The organism is Telluria sp. ZB4P36 (genome assembly GCF_059685865.1).
In genome coordinates this window covers 310,527-328,535 of sequence record NZ_JCASIE010000003.1, presented here as the reverse complement: position 1 = coordinate 328,535, position 18,009 = coordinate 310,527, and the positions used below count along the sequence as shown (strand labels likewise).

Below are 18,009 nucleotides of genomic sequence, written 5' to 3'. Positions count from 1 at the left end.
ACTGATTTAGGAGACATTTTACCTTGACGATATCTCAATAGCTGCCGCTAAGTCCTTGGTTTCATTAGACAAATTCGGATTTGCCAAGCGTGAATTCGCTTGACCACCAACATTGATTCCAATAAAGTGGGAAACAGTGTGAAAAAGTGTCGATTTGTGGGGGATTTTCGGAACCTCGAGCGGCCAAAAAATTCTAAATTGATAATTCTCCAAGCTAGGTAAATACGTGTTCCAGGGCGCGTCAGCGATCAACCTCGATGCAAAAGGCCGGATGTCGATTCCGGCAAAGCATCGTGACGCCCTCGCGGTCCAGTGCGAAGGCCGGATGACGCTGACCAAGCATCCGCATGGCTGCCTGCTGTTCTTCCCGCGTCCCGTGTGGGAACAGCACCGCGAGCAGATCGCCGCCTGGCCGATGTCGGCCCGTGCGTGGCAGCGCATTTTCCTTGGTAACGCGTGCGATGTCGAGTTGGACAGTGCAGGCCGGGTGCTGATTTCGCCCGAACTGCGCGCCGCCGTGGGTTTGGAGAAAGAAGTCATGATGTTGGGCATGGGCACCCATTTCGAAATCTGGGATGCCGCCAAGCTTGCCGAAAGCGAAGCCGAGGCCGTTGCCGGCGGCATGCCTGATGTCCTTTCCAATTTCTCCTTCTGAGGCGCCGATGACGGAAATAGTAACGGTGCCTGCCATGGAGGGAGGGGACTTCCAGCATCGCACGGTGCTGCTGGACGAAGCAGTGGATGCACTCGACCTGACGGGCGAGCGCGCCAACGGTACTTATATAGATGGCACCTTCGGCCGCGGCGGCCATAGCCGCCTGATCCTGTCGCGCCTGGGGCCGCAGGGCCGCCTGATCGCCTTCGACAAGGATCCGCAGGCGATCGCGACCGCGCAAGAGGTGAACGATCCGCGTTTCACGATCGTGCATGACAGTTTTGCCACGATGCTGGACGCGCTGGCCGCGCGCGGCATCAGCCAGGTGGACGGCATCTTGCTGGACCTTGGTATTTCGTCGCCCCAGGTGGACGACGCCACCCGCGGATTCAGTTTCCGCCAGGATGGCCCGCTCGACATGCGCATGGACACCACGCGTGGGATGTCCGCGGCCGAGTGGCTGGCCACCGCGACGGAACAACAATTGGAAAAGGTTATTCGGGATTATGGAGAAGAACGGTTTGCTTTCCAGATTGCAAAGGCGATTGTTGCTCGCCGCGCAATCCAGCCAATTTCGACCACACGAGAGCTTGCCGCAATCGTGGCAAACGCGGTCAAGACTCGCGAAAAGGGCAAAGATCCGGCAACCCGGACCTTTCAGGCTGTCCGGATTTTCATCAATAAAGAGCTTGAAGACCTTGAAGCAGGTCTGAGCGCCGCCTACGCGATGCTGGCGCCGGGGGCGCGCATGTCCGTGATCAGCTTCCACTCGCTGGAAGATCGCATGGTCAAGCAATTCCTGGCGTCCAAGGCGAAAGTCGAGCAGCCGGACCGCCGGCTGCCGATCCGCGCCGTCGACCTGCCGCAGCCATTGATGAAACTGATCACCAAGACCAAGCCGTCCGATGCGGAAGTGAGCGCTAACCCGCGCGCCCGCTCGGCGGTGCTGCGCGTGGCCGAGCGGCTGGGAGGCCCGGCATGAGCGTCAAGCTGAACATCCTGCTGACGGCAGCCGTGGTCGGCTGCGCGCTGTCGGTGGTGAATGCGCGCTACCAGTCGCGCCACCTGCTGATCGAGCTCGAGCGCCTGAACCAGCACGCGCGCCAGCTCGACATCGACTGGGCCCAGCTCCAGCTCGACCAGTCCACCCTCGGCAAGAACGAGCGCATCGAGCAGATCGCGCGCACCAGCCTGAACATGGCCCCCTTGAGCCCGGCCCGTACCCAATACCTGACGGAAGGGGCGAAATGAGTCGCGTGGAACGCAGAGCCACCGCGCGCGTCGCCGCCTCCAAGGGCGTGGCTTTCTCGAAAAGCCCGGTCCTGGCCGTGAACGTGCCGAGCTGGCGCTCGCGCCTGGTGCTGTTCGTCCTGTTCGCGGCCTTCGCCGCGCTGGCCGCGCGCGCGCTCTGGCTGCAGGGCGTGTCCACCCAGTTCCTGCAAAAGCAGGGCAAGAGCCGCTACGAGCGCCTGGTCGAACTGCCGGCCGCGCGCGGCAAGATCATGGACCGCAACGGCCAGGTGCTGGCGTCCTCGCTGCCGGTGAAGGCGGTGGCCGCCTTCCCGAAAGAAGTATTGGCCGGGCCCACCGGCAAGCTGGCCGAGCTGGCGCGGCTGCTCGAGATGCCCGAGCCGGAGCTGCGCGCCAAGCTCGATACCAAGCGCAGCTACGTCTACCTCAAGCGCCAGGTCGAGATGGACGCGGTCGAGCAGATCGAGAAGCTCAAGATCGACGGGATCGACACCCGCAAGGAATACAAGCGCTACTACCCGCAGGGCGAAGTGATGACCCACATGGTCGGCTTCACCAACGTCGAGGACCGCGGCCAGGAAGGCATGGAGCTGTTCCACCAGAAGAACCTGATGGGCGTGCCGGGCAGCCGCCGCGTGATCCGCGACCGTCTCGGCCACATCGCCGAAGACCTGGGCATGTTCCGCGAGCCGCACCACGGCAAGGACCTGACCCTGTCGGTCGACAGCAAGCTGCAGTACATCGCCTTCACCAGCGTGAAGAACGCGGTCGAGAAATTCAACGCCCAGGCAGGCGGCGCCGTGGTGCTGGACGTGCATACCGGAGAAGTGCTGGCCATGGCCAACTACCCGACCTACAACCCGAACGACCGCGCCAAGCTGACCGGCGCCCAGCTGCGCAACCGCGTCATCACCGATACCTTCGAGCCGGGGTCGACCCTGAAGCCGGTCACTGTGGCGCTCGGGCTGGAAAAGAAGAAGATCACGCCCGATACCGTGTTCGACACCTCGGGCGGGCGCATCGTCGTGGGCGGCCGCCCGATCCGCGACATGCACCCGAAGGACGCGCTCACGGTCAGCGGCATCATCCAGAAATCCTCGAACGTCGGCACCGTCAAGATCGCCCAGATGCTCGAGCCGAAGGACATGTGGGAGCTGTACACCAAGCTCGGTTACGGCCAGGCGCCGCGCTTCGGCTTCCCGGGCGCCGTCGCAGGCCGCGTGCGTCCATGGAAGTCGTGGAAGCCGATCGAGTACGCCAACATGTCCTTCGGCCACGGCCTGTCGGTCTCGCTGCTGCAGCTGGCGCGTTCCTACATGGTGTTCGCGCGCGACGGCGACATCATCCCGCTGTCCTTCCTGAAGGTCACCGAAGAGCCGGTCGGCCAGCAGGTGATCTCGCCGAAGACCGCGGCCCAGGTGCGCACCATGCTCGAATCGGTGGTCGGCCCGGAAGGCACCGCATCGAAAGCCCAGGTGGCCGGCTACCGCGTGGGCGGCAAGACCGGCACCGCCGAAAAGATCGTCAACGGCCGCTACTCGAAGACCGACAACATCGGCTACTTCGTCGGCATCGCGCCGATGTCCAAGCCGCGCTTCGTCATCGCGGTCATGATCGACAACCCGCGCGGCGCGCTCAGGACAGGCGGCAGCGTCGCCGCCCCGACCGCCGCGGACCTGGCCTCGAATGCCTTGCGGGCGGCGAACATACCGCCCGACTCATCGATCACCGACATCATCATTCCGGCAGAACCGGTAGAGGAGAGCTTGTGATGGCGATGAGCCTGAACGACATCTGCGATTGGATCCGCGCCGCCGCCCCAGGCGGCCGACTCGTTTCCGACTCCCGCCGCGTGGCGCCGGGAGACGTGTTCTTCGCCTATCCGGGCGAAGGCGCGGACGGCCGCAGCTTCATTGGCGCCGCGGTTTTCGCCGGCGCAGCTGCCGTCGTCTACGAAGAAGACGGCTACCAATGGGATGCCGCGCACCAGGTGGCGCATCTCGCCGTGGCCGAGCTGAAGACGAATGCGGGCCCGATCGCGCACGGCGTGCTGGGCAGGCCGGATGCCGGCATGTTCACCGTCGGCGTCACCGGCACCAACGGCAAGACCTCGATCGCGGTGTGGACCGGCCAGGCGCTCGCGCGCCTCGGCGAGACCGCCGCCGTGGTCGGCACCCTGGGCGTGGGTCTCGTGAAGGGCAGGGGCGAGCCGCAGTTCGACGCCACCGGCTACACCACGCCGGACGCGGTGCTGCTGGCCCAGACCCTTGCCGACCTGCGCGCCCGGGAAGCCGGCGCGCTGGCCATCGAAGTCTCGTCCATCGGCCTGGTGCAGGAGCGCACCGCCGGCATGCATTTCGACGTCGCCATCTTCACCAACCTGACCCGCGACCACCTCGACTTCCATGGCGACATGGAGAGCTACGAGGCCGCCAAGGTGAAGCTGTTCGAGTGGGAAGGCCTGAAGAACGCGGTCGTCAACCTGGACGACCCGGCCGGCCTGCGCCTGGTGGCCCACCTGCGCAGGAACTTCGCGCAGCTGCCGGTCACCGGCTACACGCTCAAGGACGAAGCCGCGCAGCCCGCCATCGACGGCGTCGCCATCCTGCGCGCCGCCAGCATGCGCAGCCGCCACGCGGGCACCGAATTCGCAGTCGACACCCCGGCCGGCAGCGCGAGCCTAAAGACCCAGCTGGTCGGCCACTTCAACGTCAGCAATGCACTGGCGGTGCTGGGCGCGCTGCTGGCCAGGGGCACGCCCTTGAAAGCGGCCGTGGAGGCGATCGAAGCCTTGCAGCCGGCCCCGGGCCGCATGCAGCAGATCGGCGGCCAGGACGCGCCGATGGTCGTGATCGACTATGCGCACACCCCGGACGCGCTGGAAAAGACCTTGCACGCACTGCGCCAGGTGGCACAGGAACGCAACGGCGAACTGTGGTGCGTGTTCGGCTGCGGCGGCGACCGCGATCCGGGCAAGCGCCCGCAGATGGGCGCCGTGGCCCAGGCGGCCGACCACATCCTGGTCACCAGCGACAACCCGCGCAGCGAAGAGCCGGCGAACATCATCGCCCAGATCGTGGCCGGCATCGGGAAAGAATATCAAGCTGTGGAAGACCGCGCCACCGCGATCCTGCTGGCCGTGAAGAACGCCGGCAAGCAGGACGTGATCCTGCTGGCAGGGAAGGGCCATGAACCCTACCAGGAAATCAAGGGCAAGAAGCTGCCCTTCTCCGACGCCGACCACGCTTCGCTGGCATTGACCGCGCGGCTCACCATGATGAGGACCCATTGATGCGCGCTACGCTTGCAGAACTGGTTACCGCGATCCCGGGCGCGCAGCTCGTCGGCGCCGACCTGGCCTTCGATGGCGTGTCGACCGACAGCCGTACGGCCCCTAGCGGTGCGCTGTTCATCGCGCTCAAGGGCGAGACCTTCGATGCGCACGCCTTCCTCGACCAGGTCGCCGCACGCGGCGTGGCCGCGGTCGTCGTCCATGCAGTGCCGGACGGCTGGACGCTGCCGGCGATCGTCGTGCCGGACACCCTGGCGGCGCTGGGCCGCATCGCCAACTTCTGGCGCATGCAGTTCGACATCCCCGTGATCGGTGTGACCGGCTCGAACGGCAAGACCACGGTCAAGGAAATGATCGCCGCGATCCTGGCCGCCGCCTTCGGCGAAGGCGCGCGCCTGGCCACGCAGGGCAACCTGAACAACGAAATCGGCGTGCCGCTGACCCTGTTCCGCCTGGGGCCGCAGCACCGCGCCGCCGTGATCGAGATGGGCATGAACCATCCGGGCGAAATCGGCCGCCTGGCCGCGATCGCCGTGCCTTCGGTCGCGATGGTCAACAACGCCCAGCGCGAGCACCAGGAATTCATGCACACCGTGGAAGCGGTGGCGCGCGAGAACGGCTCGGTGCTGGCGGCGCTGCCGCCGAACGGCAGGGCCGTGTTCCCGGGCGACGATACCTATACCGACCTGTGGCGCGGCATCGCGCCGTGCCCGGTGCTGAGCTTCGGCCTGAGCGAGGACTGCGACGTGCGCGCCAGCTACACCTCGACCGGTTTCGGCAACGAACTGCAGGTGACGGCGGGCGGCGCCCAGTTCACGCTGAAGCTGGCCGCGGCCGGCGACCACAACGTACGCAATGCGCTGGCTGCGATCGCCAGCACCCTCGCCGCCGGCATCCCGCAGGACGCCATCGTGCGCGGCCTGGAGAGCTTCGCCCCGGTCGGCGGCCGCCTGCAGCGCAAGCAGGCCGCCAACGGTGCGACCGTCATCGACGACAGCTACAACGCGAATCCCGACTCGATGCGCGCCGCGATCGACGTGCTGGCCGCCTATCCGGCCCCGCGCGTCCTGGTGGTCGGCGACATGGGCGAAGTCGGCACGCAGGGACGGGAGTTTCACGAAGAAGTCGGTGCCTACGCCCAAGAGCGTGGCATCGAACACGTGCTCGCCACTGGCGAACTGGCACGCCACCTGGGCGCGTCGGGAGCACGGCATTACGAGCAGTTCGACGAATTATTGGCAGCACTGGATGTCACTCTGGGCGGCAATACGACAGCAACTGTGCTGGTGAAGGGCTCGCGCTTCATGAAGATGGAGCGCGTGGTCCAGCACCTGACCGGATCAACACCTAGCAAGGACGCCCACTAACATGCTTCTCTGGCTCGCCCAATACTTCCAGGACTACCTCGGTCCGCTGCGCGTGTTCAACTACATCACGTTCCGCGCGGTCTTCGCGACCATCACCGCGATCACCATCGGCCTGATCTGCGGCCCGGCCGTGATCCGCAAGCTGACCGCCATGAAGGTCGGCCAGGCCGTGCGCACCTACGGTCCGCAGACCCACCTGGCCAAGCACGGCACCCCGACCATGGGCGGCGTGCTGGTCCTGATCTCGATCGGCATCTCGACCCTGCTGTGGTGCGACCTGTCGAACCGCCTGATCTGGCCGGTGCTGGTCGTGACCATGGGCTTCGGCGCCATCGGCTGGGTCGATGACTACCGCAAGGTGGTCTATAAAGACCCGGAAGGCATGCGCTCGGGCGAAAAGTATTTCTGGATGTCGCTGATCGGCATCGCCTCGGCGCTCTACCTGGCGTTCTCGGTGTCGGCCGCGAACCCCTGGGAAGTGCTGCAGCTGTTCTACGCCTGGGTGCAGTCGGGCTTCTCGATGACCCTGCCGCCCAAGGCCGACCTGATCGTCCCCTTCTTCAAGTCGATCAGCTATCCGCTGGGCGTGTGGGGCTTCATCGCGCTGACCTATTGCGTCATCGTCGGCTCCTCGAACGCGGTCAACTTCACCGACGGCCTCGACGGCCTGGCGATCATGCCGACCGTGATGGTCGGCGGCGCCCTCGGCCTGTTCGCCTACCTGACCGGCAGCGCGACCTTCTCGAAATACCTGTTCATCCCCTACATCCCGGGCGCCGGCGAACTGCTGATCTTCTGCGGCGCGATGGCCGGCGCGGGCCTGGCCTTCCTGTGGTTTAACGCGCACCCGGCGCAGATGTTCATGGGCGACGTCGGCGCGCTGGCGCTGGGCGGCGCGCTCGGCACCATCGCCGTCATCGTGCGCCAGGAAATCGTCCTGTTCATCATGGGCGGCGTGTTCGTGGCCGAGACCCTGTCGGTGATCATCCAGGTCAGCTGGTTCAAGTACACCAAGAAGCGCTATGGCGCCGGGCGCCGCGTGTTCCTGATGGCGCCGCTGCACCACCACTTCGAACAAAAGGGCTGGAAGGAGACCAAGGTCGTGGTCCGCTTCTGGATCGTGACCATGATGCTGGTCCTTGTCGGCTTGTCCACTTTGAAACTGCGCTGATGAACTACGAAGGCAAATCCGCATTGGTGCTGGGCCTGGGCGAATCCGGGCTGGCGATGGCGCAATGGCTGGCCAGGGGCGGGGCGCGCGTGCGCGTGGCAGACACCCGCACCGAGCCGCAACGCCTGTTCGCCCTGCGCCAGGCGGTGCCGACCGCGGAATTTGTCGGCGGCGAATTCGGTGTGGACCTGCTCGACGGCGTCGACTTCGTCGCCGTCAGCCCGGGCCTGGCGCCGAACCGCGAACTGGCCGACATCGGCCCGGCGGCGCGTGCACGCAACATCCCGGTGTGGGGCGAGATCGAACTGTTCGCGCAGGCGCTCGCCCACCTGCGCACGGAACGCGGCTATGCGCCGAAAGTCATCGCCATCACCGGCACCAACGGCAAGACCACGGTGACCAGCCTGACCGGCCTGCTGTGCCGCCGCGCCGGCCTGAGCACCCGCGTGGCCGGCAACATCAGCCCGGCCGCCCTCGACGTGCTGCGCGAATGCCTGGACGGCGACGACTTGCCGCAGGCCTGGGTGCTCGAGCTGTCGAGCTTCCAGCTGCACACCACCTTCAGCCTGCAGGCCGATGCCGCCACCGTGCTGAACCTGACCCAGGACCACCTCGACTGGCACGGCAGCATGGATGCCTATGCGGCCGACAAGGCGCGCATCTTCGGCAGCGACACGGTCCGCGTGCTGAATCGCGACGACGCCATCGTGATGCGCATGAGCGCCGTCGACACCCCGGCCACCACCTTCGGCACCGGCGAACCGCTGGAGCCGAACAGCTTCGGCCTGGTCAACGAGCGCGGCGTGCTGTGGCTCGCGAATGCCGTGGCCCTCGATGAGGAGCCGGCGAAGAAACTGAAGAAGGGCGAGATCGCAGCGCCCGTCGAAGTCGGCGTGAATCGCCTGATGCCGGCCGACGCCCTCAAGATCCGCGGCCTGCACAACGCCTCGAACGCGCTGGCCGCGCTGGCCCTGTGCCGCGCCTGCGGCCTGCCGCTGGCGCCGCTGCTGCACGGGCTGCGCGAGTACGCGGGCGAACCGCACCGCGTCGAGCTGGTCGCCAACATCGACGGCGTCGACTACTACGACGACAGCAAGGGCACCAACGTGGGCGCCACCGTCGCCGCGCTGGAAGGCCTGGGTAAGGCTTTCGCCGGCGAAGACCAGCAGATCCTCCTGATCGCGGGCGGCGACGGCAAGGGCCAGGATTTCGCGCCGCTGGCGCTCCCGGCGTCGCGCTACGTGCGCGCGGTGCTGCTGATCGGCCGCGACGCGCCGGCGGTGCGCGCCGCGATCGAGCCGACCGGCGTGCCGGCCTTCGACCTGCCCGGCCTGCCGGAAGCGGTGCGCCGCGCTAGCGGCCTGGCGCGTCCGGGCGATGCGGTGCTGCTGTCGCCGGCCTGCGCCAGCCTCGACATGTTCACGAACTATGCGCACCGCGCGCAGGTGTTCGTCGATGCCGTACGCGACATCGCACTGGAGAAGGGGCAGGAGATCTGATGGCTTTCCAGATTCCGTTCAAGTTCTCCGGATCGAGCAGCGACGCGACCATCGCGGCGCGCAGCCGTCCGTCCAAGATGATGGACTACGACCAGCCCCTGGTCTGGGTCACCGTGCTGCTCATGATGTTCGGCCTGGTGATGGTGTATTCGGCCTCGATCGCGCTGCCGGATTCGCCCAAGTTCGCCTACCTGAACGACAAGAACGAGTACTTCCTGTTCCGCCAGATGGCCTACATCGTGGTCTCGATGGCCGCCGCCGCCGTGGTGTTCCAGGTCCCCATCGCGGTGTGGCAGAAATATGCGCCGATGATGTTCATCGGCACCCTGGTGCTGCTGGTGATCGTGCTGATCCCCGGCGTCGGCGTGACGGTCAACGGCGCGCGCCGCTGGCTGCCGCTGAAGGTCATGAACCTGCAGCCCTCGGAGCTGATGAAGATCGCCGTCGTGCTGTATGCCGCCGACTTCACGGTCCGCAAGCAGGAATACATGCACAAGCTGACCAAGGGCTTCCTGCCGATGATGGCCGCGATCGGCCTGGTCGGGATGCTGCTGCTGCTCGAGCCCGACCTGGGCGCCTTCGGCGTGATCGTCTGCATCGCCATGGGCATCCTGTTCCTGGGCGGGATCAACATCATCTGGTTCGGCGGCATCGGCGCGCTGCTGGTGCTGATCTTCAGCGCGATCATCGCGCTGTCGCCGTTCCGCCGCGCCCGCATGTTCGCCTACCTCGACCCGTGGGCCGACGGCCATGCGCTGGACAAGGCCTACCAGCTGACCCACTCGCTGATCGCCTTCGGCCGCGGCGAGTTCTTTGGCGTGGGCCTGGGCGGCAGCGTCGAGAAGCTGTTCTACCTGCCGGAAGCGCACACCGACTTCATCATGGCCGTCATCGGCGAAGAGCTCGGCCTGGCCGGCGTGCTGGTCGTGATCGCGATGTTCTACTGGCTGGTGAAACGCGCCTTCGACATCGGCCGCCAGGCGATCGCCCTGGACCAGATCTTCTCCGGCCTGGCCGCCAAGGGCATCGGCATCTGGATCGGCGCGCAGACCTTCATCAACATGGGCGTGAACCTGGGCCTGCTGCCGACCAAGGGCCTGACCCTGCCGCTGATGAGCTTTGGCGGTTCGGGCGTGATGTTCAACTGCATCGGCCTGGCGATCCTGCTGCGGATCGACTACGAAAACCGGGTGCGCATGCGCGGAGGCCGCACATGAAGAGGCTGATGATCATGGCGGCCGGCACCGGCGGCCACATCTTCCCCGGCATCGCGATCGCCCAGACCATGCGCGCGCGCGGCTGGGAAGTGTCCTGGCTGGGCACCGCCCACGGCATGGAAATCGACCTGGTGCCGAAGGCCGGCATCCCGATGGACAGCATCGACTTCGCCGGCCTGCGCGGCAAGGGCCTGGCCCACACCGTGAAGGGCGCCTTCAAGATGGCCGCCAGCTTCCTGGCCTGCCGCCGCTACCTCGGCCAGCGCAAGCCCGACGTGGTGCTGGGCATGGGCGGCTACGTGACGGTGCCGGGCGGGATGATGGCGCGCACGCGCGGCGTGCCGCTGGCCCTCGTGAACGCCGACGCCGCACTGCTGCTGTCGAACAAGACCCTGGCCCCGATCGCCCAGCGCGTGCTGTTCGGCTTCCCGGCCGATTTCGGCAAGGCCGCGGGCAAGGCGGTCGTCACCGGCAATCCGGTGCGCCAGCAGATCCTCGACCTGCCGCTGCCCGCCGAACGCTTCGCCGGCCGCAGCGGTCCGCTGCGCGTGCTGGTGGTTGGCGGCAGCCTGGGCGCCAAGGTGCTGAACGACAGCGTGCCGGCGGCGCTGGCCCAGATCGATCCGGCCCTGCGCCCGCTGGTGACCCACCAGTCGGGCAAGAAGAACATCGAGGCCCTGCGCGCCGCCTACGCGGCCGCCGGCGTCGAAGCGAACGTGGTCGACTTCATCGACGACATGGCGGCCAGCTACGCGAATGCCGACCTGGTGATCTGCCGCGCCGGTGCGATCACGGTGTCGGAACTGACGGCGGCCGGCGTGGCCAGCGTGCTGGTGCCCTTCGTCGCCAGCACCACCAGCCACCAGCGCGACAACGCGGTCTGGATGGCGGGGCAGAAGGCGGCCGTGTATCTGCCGCAGGGCGAACTGAATCCGCAGCGGCTGGCAAGCCTTCTGCAAACGACGACGCGTGAGGACTGCCTGGCAATGGCGCAGGCGGCGCACAAGGTGGGCAAGCGCGACGCGAACGAAGCGATCGCACGTGAATTGGAACGACTGGCGGAACAATGAAACACAAGATCAAGAACATCCATTTCGTCGGCATCGGCGGCAGCGGCATGAGCGGCATCGCCGAAGTGCTGCTCAATCTGGGCTATAACGTGTCGGGCTCCGACCTGACCAGCAATGCGGCCAGCCAGCGCCTGGCGGACCTGGGCGCGCGCGTGTACACCGGCCACTCGGCCGAACACGTGATCGGCGCCAACGTGGTTGTGACCTCGACCGCCGTCAACGAAGCGAATCCGGAAGTGATGGCAGCCCGCGCCGCCAAGGTGCCGGTGGTGCCGCGCGCCATCATGCTCGGCGAACTGATGCGCCTGAAACGCGGCATCGCGATCGCCGGCACCCACGGCAAGACCACCACCACCAGCCTGGTGGCCTCGGTGCTGGCCGCGGGCGGCCTCGATCCGACCTTCGTCATCGGCGGACGCCTGACCGCGGCCGGCGCGAATGCCAAGCTGGGCTCGGGCGACTACATCGTGGCCGAGGCCGACGAATCGGACGCCTCTTTCCTGAACCTGACGCCGATGATCGAGGTGATCACCAACATCGACGCCGACCACATGGAAACCTACGAGCACGACTTCGAGAAGCTGAAGGCCGCGTTCGTGAACTTCACCCACCGCCTGCCGTTCTACGGCCGCGTCATGCTGTGCATCGACGACCCGCACGTGCGCGCCATCCTGCCGCAGGTGACCAAGCCTGTGACGACCTACGGCTTCTCGGAAGGCGCCGAAGTGCGCGCGCTGGACGCCCATGCGGAAGGCGTGCAGATGCACTTCACGGTGCGCCAGCAGGGCTATCCGGACACCAAATTCGTGCTGAACCAGCCGGGCATGCACAATGTGCTGAACGCCTGCTCGGCGATCGCGATCGCGCGCGAGATCGGCATCAGCGACGAGGCGACCAACCAGGGCCTGCAGAATTTCAGCGGCGTCGGCCGCCGCTTCACCCGCTACGGCGAGGTCGCCATCCCCGGCGGCGGCAGCTTCACCCTGGTGGACGACTTCGGCCACCACCCGGTCGAGACCGAGGTGACCCTGGCTGCCGCGCGCGCCGCCTATCCGGACCGCCGCCTGGTGCTGGCTTTCCAGCCGCACCGCTACAGCCGCACGCGCGACCTGTTCGAAGACTTCGTGAAAGTGCTGGCCACCCCGGACGTGCTGCTGCTGGCCGACGTCTACCCGGCCGGCGAAGCGCCGATCGTGGCCGCCGACGGCCGCGCCCTGGCGCGCGCACTGCGCACCGGCGGCAAGGTGGAACCGATCTTCGTCGAGACGATCGCCGACATGCCCGCCGCCATCCTGAACGCGGTGCGCGACGGCGACGTCGTCATGACCATGGGCGCCGGCTCGATCAGCGGCGTCCCGCACCAACTGACCAACCCAAAGGCTTAACATCGTGAACGCAACCAAGGTTAATGAAACTGCGACCTTCGACCCGGCATCCTTCGGCAAGGTCGGCGTGCTTTTCGGCGGCCGCTCCGCCGAGCGTGATGTATCGATCATGTCCGGCACCGGCGTCCTCAACGCCCTGAAGAGCCGCGGCGTCGACGCCCACCCCTTCGACCCGGGCACGCAAAGCCTGGCCGAACTGGCGGAACAGAAATTCGACCGCGTCTTCATCGCGCTGCACGGCCGCTACGGCGAAGACGGCAGCCTGCAGGGCGCGCTCGAACAGCTCGGCATCCCCTATACCGGCAGCGGCGTGATGGCGTCCGCCGTCGGCATGGACAAGATCACCACCAAGAAGATCTGGAAGATGGACGAGATCCCGACCCCGGACTATATGTCGATCGATCCGTCCACCGACCTCGACGAGGTCCTGGTGGCGCTCGGCCTGCCGCTGATCGTCAAGCCGCCGCTCGAAGGCTCCACCATCGGCATCACCAAGGTCAGCAAGCCCGAGGAACTGAAGGCCGCGGTCGACCTGGCCATCGGCTTCGATCCGGTGGTGCTGGCCGAGGAATTCGTCACCGGCCGCGAGTTCACCGTGGCCGTGCTGGGCACCGGCAAGCTGGCGCGTGCGCTGCCGATCGTCGAGATCGTGGCCCCGGAAGGCAACTACGACTACCAGAACAAGTACTTCACCGACGACACCCAGTACCACTGCCCGGCGCAGCTGGACGCGGCGCTGACGGAAGAGATCCAGCGCCACGCCGTGAACGCCTACCGCGCGCTCGGCTGCGAGGGCTGGGGCCGGGTCGACGTACTGGTGCGCGAGAACGACATGCGTCCTTTCCTGCTGGAAGTGAACACCTCGCCGGGCATGACCTCGCACTCGCTGGTGCCGATGGCCGCGCGCGCGGTGGGCATCAGCTACGAAGACCTGTGCCTGGAGATCCTGGCCTCGGCCCGGCTCAAGATGGCGAAAGCAAAGGGCTGATCGCGCATGTGGCATGACGTCCGCACCCTCAACGCAAGCGCCAGCAGCCTGGTGGCGCTGGTGGTGCTCGCCTGTATCGGCTCGGGTGTGTGGTGGCTGTCGCAGCGGCCCATGTTCTCGCTGCGCGCGGTGACGGTGGAAAGCATGTACCAGCTGCCGCTGCGCCACGTGAACGAACTGACGGTGCGCAACGGCGTGATCGGCAAAATTCGCGGCAACTTCTTCACGACGGACCTGGAACAGGTGCGGGCCACCTTCGAGACCGTGCCCTGGGTGCGCCGCGCCACGGTGCGCCGCGAGTGGCCGAACCAGCTGATCGTCGAGGTGGAAGAGCACGAGGCGCTCGGCACCTGGGGCGAGGATGGCCGCCTGCTGTCGGTCAAGGGCGACGTGTTCACCGCCAACCTGGCCGAGGCCGACGACGATCACGTGCTGCCGGCCTTCGAGGGTCCGCGGGGCAGCGAGAAGGAAGTGCTGGCGCGCTTCACCGAGCTGCGTGCGCTGTTCGCGCCGGTCCAGCTGGCGCCGCAGGCCTTGTCGCTGTCCGAGCGCTACGCCTGGACCGTCAAGCTGGACAACGGCATGAGCGTGGCGCTCGGCCGCGAGAAGGACCAGGACACGCTGAAAAAGCGCGTGCAGCGGCTGGTGGGCGTCTACCCGCAGATGGTCGCGCGGCTGCAGGAAGGGCGCATCGACACCATCGACATGCGCTATCCGAACGGCCTGGCGCTGTCCTCGGCGGCGCTGGCGGTGCCGATCGATGCCACCAAGCCGGTGAAGCCAGTGAAAAAGAAGCCGAATCAACCGAATAACACAACCAAGCAAACATAAGCAGGCAACAGCAATGACTAAAGACGCGAAGAACCTGATCGTCGGCCTCGACATCGGCACCTCGAAGGTGGTGGCGGTCGTGGCCGAAGTGATGTCCGATGGACGCCACGAGGTGATCGGCCTCGGTCAGCACGAGTCGAAAGGATTGAAGAAAGGCGTGGTCGTGAACATCGAGGCCACCGTCGAGTCGATCCAGCGCGCGCTCGAGGAAGCGGAGCTGATGGCCGACTGCAAGATCCGCAATGTCTATGCTGGCATCGCCGGCAGCCATATCCGTTCGTTCAATTCGAGCGGCATGGTTGCGATCAAGGACAAGGAAGTGACCGCCACCGACGTGGCGCGCGTGATCGAGACCGCCAAGGCGGTCAACATCCCGACCGACCAGCAGCTGCTGCACACGGTGCCGCAGGAATTCATCGTCGACAACCAGGAAGACGTGCGCGAGCCGATCGGCATGAGCGGCATCCGCCTGGAAGTGCGCGTGCACATCGTCACCGGTGCGGTGTCCGCGGTCCAGAATATTGTAAAGTGCGTGCGCCGTTGCGGGCTCGAGGTCTCGGACCTGATCCTGCAGCCGATGGCCTCGGCCGACGCCGTGCTGACGGTCGACGAAAAAGAGCTGGGCGTGGTCCTGATCGACATCGGCGGCGGCACCACCGACATCGCCGTGTTCTCCGACGGCGCCATCCGCCACACGGCGGTGCTGCCGATCGCGGGCGACCAGATCACCAGCGACATCGCGATGGCGCTGCGCACCCCGACCGGCGAAGCCGAGGACATCAAGATCCGCTACGGCGTGGCCAAGCAGGTGCTGGCCGACCCGGGCGAGACCCTGGAAGTGCCGGGGCTGGGCGACCGCGGACCGCGCGCCCTGTCGCGCCAGGCGCTGGCGGCCGTGATCGAGCCGCGCGTCGAAGAACTGTTCGCGATGGTGCACACGGTGGTGCGCGAGTCGGGCTACGAGGGCGTGCTCTCGTCGGGCATCGTGCTCACCGGCGGCAGCTCGATCATGCCGGGCATGATCGAAATGGCAGAAGACATTTTCCTCAAACCGGCGCGCCTCGGCACGCCGGACTACCGCGGCCAGCTGGCCGACGTCGTGCGCAGCCCACGCTACGCCACGGTGCTCGGCCTGCTGCTGGAAGCGAAGAAGCAGTACCTGCGCGGGCACATTGTCACGCGTCAGGATGGTTCGGTGAAGGCGGTGTGGCAGCGGATGAAGGAATGGATAGCGGGGAATTTTTAAAGGTCGCAGTTGTAGGGTAGGCAGGGCACGAAAATTTTTAGTACGGCAGCAACAAATCGTCCACGGGTAAAGATTTTTTAAATACAATCGCTACTTCCGGTTTCAAGGCTCTGCCAGGGGCCTGGCACCAGTCTTGAAACGGAAGCGGCATCTTGAAAATTGGGAGTTCATATGGAGTTCGATATGGTCGATAACGCAGCACTGGGGACCGTGATCAAAGTTGTCGGCGTCGGCGGCGCCGGTGGCAACGCGGTTCAGCACATGATCAACAAGGGTGTGTCCGGTGTCGAGTTCATCGCCGCAAATACGGATGCACAGGCGCTGGCGGTTTCGGGCGCCAACAACATCATCCAGATCGGCGAGTCCGGCCTGGGTGCGGGCATGCGTCCTGAAGTCGGCCGCCAGCTCGCCGAGCAGTCGCGTTCGCGCATCGAAGACGCGCTGCGCGGCGCGCACATGGTCTTCATCGCAGCCGGCATGGGCGGCGGCACCGGTACCGGCGCCGCGCCGATCGTCGCCGAAGTGGCCAAGACCATGGGTGCGCTGACCGTGGCCGTGGTCTCGAAGCCGTTCTCCTACGAAGGCGACAAGTGCATGCAGGTGGCGGAATCCGGCCTGGAAGAGCTGTCCAAGCACGTCGACTCGCTGATCGTCATCCTGAACGAGAAGCTGGAAGACATCTACGAAGACGAGTCGATGCTCGACTGGATGAAGCACGCCGACGACGTCCTGAACAACGCCGTTGCCGGTATCGCCGAGATCATCAACGTCCCGGGCCACATCAACGTCGACTTCAACGACGTCAAGACCATCATGAGCGAGCAGGGCAAGGCCATGATGGGCACCGCGACCGCCTCGGGCGTGGACCGTGCGCGCATCGCCGCCGAGCAGGCCGTGGCTTCGCCGCTGCTGGACGGCATCGACCTGTCGGGCGCCAAGGGCGTGCTGGTCAACGTGACCGCCAGCCGTGGCCTGAAGGGTAAGGAGATCAAGGAAGTCATGGCTGCGGTGCGCGCCTTCGCCGCACCGGACGCGTCGATCGCACAGGGCATCGCCTACGACGACGCCATGGGCGACGAGCTGCGCGTGACCGTGGTCGCGACCGGCCTGGGCAAGAACAAGAAGATGCAGCTGGTGCAGCCGCAGCAGGTGCTGCGCACCGGTACCCACGGCTACAACGCACCGGTGATGGCCGGTGCGTCGTCGGTTGCCGGCGGCCTGGCCATGGGCCATGCAGGCGACGCCGTGGGCGGCATGAAGCAGCCGGCCGTGTGGCGCCGCGAGCAGGCATCGGAGCAGGTGCAGGCGATGCAGCGCAACGGTGTCGAGACCTACGACATTCCGGCCTTCCTGCGCAAGCAGGCTGACTAAGCCGGTTTGAGTCGAACCCGAAGGCCAGCGCAAGCTGGCCTTTTTTCTTTGCTGCCTGTGGCGGGCACTTCTGGCGATCCCTCTGCAGACCATCGCCACATCGGCGATAATTGCCGAATTCTCAAAACACTTGAAGGAGCACACCCCATGACCATCCAGATCGGCGACCGCCTGCCGGAAGGCACCCTGTCGGAATTCATCGAAACCGAAACCGCGGGCTGCTCGCTCGGCCCGAACACCTTCCAGGTCGCTGACCTCGTCAAGGGCAAGAAGATCGTCATCTTCGGCCTGCCGGGTGCCTACACCCCGACCTGCTCGGCCCAGCACGTGCCGGGCTATGTCAAGAACGCCGAGGATTTGCGCGCCAAGGGCGTCGACGAAATCTGGTGCATCTCGGTCAACGACGCCTTCGTGATGGGCGCCTGGGGCCGCGACCAGAAAGCCACCGGCATCGTGCGCATGATGGCCGACGGCAATGCCGATTACTCGAAGGCCCTGGGCCTGGACGCCGACTTCTCGAAGCATGGCATGGGCACCCGCTGCAAGCGCTACTCGATGCTGGTCGAAGACGGCGTCGTCAAGCAGCTGAACGTGGAAACCGCCGGCTTCGAAGTCTCGAGCGCCGAAAAGATGCTGGAACAGCTGGGCTAATCTTCGCAACCCCTG

The 18,009-nt window shown here is 66.1% G+C and carries 16 protein-coding genes; all 16 read left to right on the top strand.

Annotated features, from left to right (window positions below; genetic code table 11):
• Positions 1 to 226: 226 nt before the first annotated feature.
• Entirely contained in the window at positions 227 to 655 is a 429-nt protein-coding gene (gene mraZ, locus AC56LK_RS06700) for a division/cell wall cluster transcriptional repressor MraZ (RefSeq protein ID WP_027867878.1), read from the top strand.
• Positions 642 to 1,637 (top strand): 16S rRNA (cytosine(1402)-N(4))-methyltransferase RsmH, encoded by a 996-nt coding sequence (rsmH, locus tag AC56LK_RS06695; RefSeq protein WP_497183951.1) that lies wholly within the window; start codon positions 642 to 644, stop codon positions 1,635 to 1,637. The genes mraZ and rsmH overlap by 14 nt, the downstream gene beginning before the upstream one ends.
• Positions 1,634 to 1,906: a cell division protein FtsL gene (ftsL, locus tag AC56LK_RS06690; protein ID WP_497183783.1), complete on the top strand. Its 273-nt coding sequence runs from the start codon at positions 1,634 to 1,636 to the stop codon at positions 1,904 to 1,906. The genes rsmH and ftsL overlap by 4 nt, the downstream gene beginning before the upstream one ends.
• Positions 1,903 to 3,678, top strand: coding sequence for a peptidoglycan D,D-transpeptidase FtsI family protein (locus tag AC56LK_RS06685; protein WP_497183782.1), 1,776 nt, complete (start codon positions 1,903 to 1,905; stop codon positions 3,676 to 3,678). The genes ftsL and AC56LK_RS06685 overlap by 4 nt, the downstream gene beginning before the upstream one ends.
• Complete coding sequence (locus AC56LK_RS06680; RefSeq protein WP_497183781.1) at positions 3,678 to 5,198, top strand: UDP-N-acetylmuramoyl-L-alanyl-D-glutamate--2,6-diaminopimelate ligase; 1,521 nt, start codon at positions 3,678 to 3,680, stop codon at positions 5,196 to 5,198. Before AC56LK_RS06685 ends, AC56LK_RS06680 begins: the two co-directional genes overlap by 1 nt.
• The gene (locus AC56LK_RS06675; protein ID WP_497183780.1) at positions 5,198 to 6,565 is read left to right on the top strand and encodes a UDP-N-acetylmuramoyl-tripeptide--D-alanyl-D-alanine ligase; all 1,368 of its coding nucleotides are present in this window, start codon (positions 5,198 to 5,200) and stop codon (positions 6,563 to 6,565) included. The genes AC56LK_RS06680 and AC56LK_RS06675 overlap by 1 nt, the downstream gene beginning before the upstream one ends.
• A 1-nt stretch (position 6,566) precedes the next feature.
• Positions 6,567 to 7,736: a phospho-N-acetylmuramoyl-pentapeptide-transferase gene (gene mraY / locus AC56LK_RS06670; protein WP_436107388.1), complete on the top strand. Its 1,170-nt coding sequence runs from the start codon at positions 6,567 to 6,569 to the stop codon at positions 7,734 to 7,736.
• Positions 7,736 to 9,235, top strand: a complete 1,500-nt coding sequence (gene murD, locus AC56LK_RS06665; RefSeq protein WP_497183779.1) for a UDP-N-acetylmuramoyl-L-alanine--D-glutamate ligase — start codon at positions 7,736 to 7,738, stop codon at positions 9,233 to 9,235. The genes mraY and murD overlap by 1 nt, the downstream gene beginning before the upstream one ends.
• Positions 9,235 to 10,452: a putative lipid II flippase FtsW gene (ftsW, locus tag AC56LK_RS06660; protein WP_497183778.1), complete on the top strand. Its 1,218-nt coding sequence runs from the start codon at positions 9,235 to 9,237 to the stop codon at positions 10,450 to 10,452. Before murD ends, ftsW begins: the two co-directional genes overlap by 1 nt.
• Positions 10,449 to 11,522: an undecaprenyldiphospho-muramoylpentapeptide beta-N-acetylglucosaminyltransferase gene (gene murG, locus AC56LK_RS06655; protein ID WP_497183777.1), complete on the top strand. Its 1,074-nt coding sequence runs from the start codon at positions 10,449 to 10,451 to the stop codon at positions 11,520 to 11,522. Before ftsW ends, murG begins: the two co-directional genes overlap by 4 nt.
• Positions 11,519 to 12,907, top strand: a complete 1,389-nt coding sequence (gene murC, locus AC56LK_RS06650) for a UDP-N-acetylmuramate--L-alanine ligase (protein WP_497183776.1) — start codon at positions 11,519 to 11,521, stop codon at positions 12,905 to 12,907. Before murG ends, murC begins: the two co-directional genes overlap by 4 nt.
• A 4-nt stretch (positions 12,908 to 12,911) precedes the next feature.
• Positions 12,912 to 13,895: a D-alanine--D-alanine ligase gene (locus tag AC56LK_RS06645; RefSeq protein ID WP_497183775.1), complete on the top strand. Its 984-nt coding sequence runs from the start codon at positions 12,912 to 12,914 to the stop codon at positions 13,893 to 13,895.
• A 6-nt stretch (positions 13,896 to 13,901) separates the two neighbouring features.
• Positions 13,902 to 14,726, top strand: a complete 825-nt coding sequence (locus AC56LK_RS06640; RefSeq protein WP_497183774.1) for a cell division protein FtsQ/DivIB — start codon at positions 13,902 to 13,904, stop codon at positions 14,724 to 14,726.
• A gap of 13 nt (positions 14,727 to 14,739) precedes the next feature.
• Positions 14,740 to 15,972 (top strand): cell division protein FtsA, encoded by a 1,233-nt coding sequence (gene ftsA / locus AC56LK_RS06635; protein WP_436107381.1) that lies wholly within the window; start codon positions 14,740 to 14,742, stop codon positions 15,970 to 15,972.
• A 171-nt stretch (positions 15,973 to 16,143) separates the two neighbouring features.
• Positions 16,144 to 17,343, top strand: a complete 1,200-nt coding sequence (ftsZ, locus tag AC56LK_RS06630; RefSeq protein WP_497183773.1) for a cell division protein FtsZ — start codon at positions 16,144 to 16,146, stop codon at positions 17,341 to 17,343.
• 147 nt (positions 17,344 to 17,490) lie between these two features.
• Positions 17,491 to 17,994: a peroxiredoxin gene (locus AC56LK_RS06625; protein WP_497183772.1), complete on the top strand. Its 504-nt coding sequence runs from the start codon at positions 17,491 to 17,493 to the stop codon at positions 17,992 to 17,994.
• Positions 17,995 to 18,009: the final 15 nt, after the last annotated feature.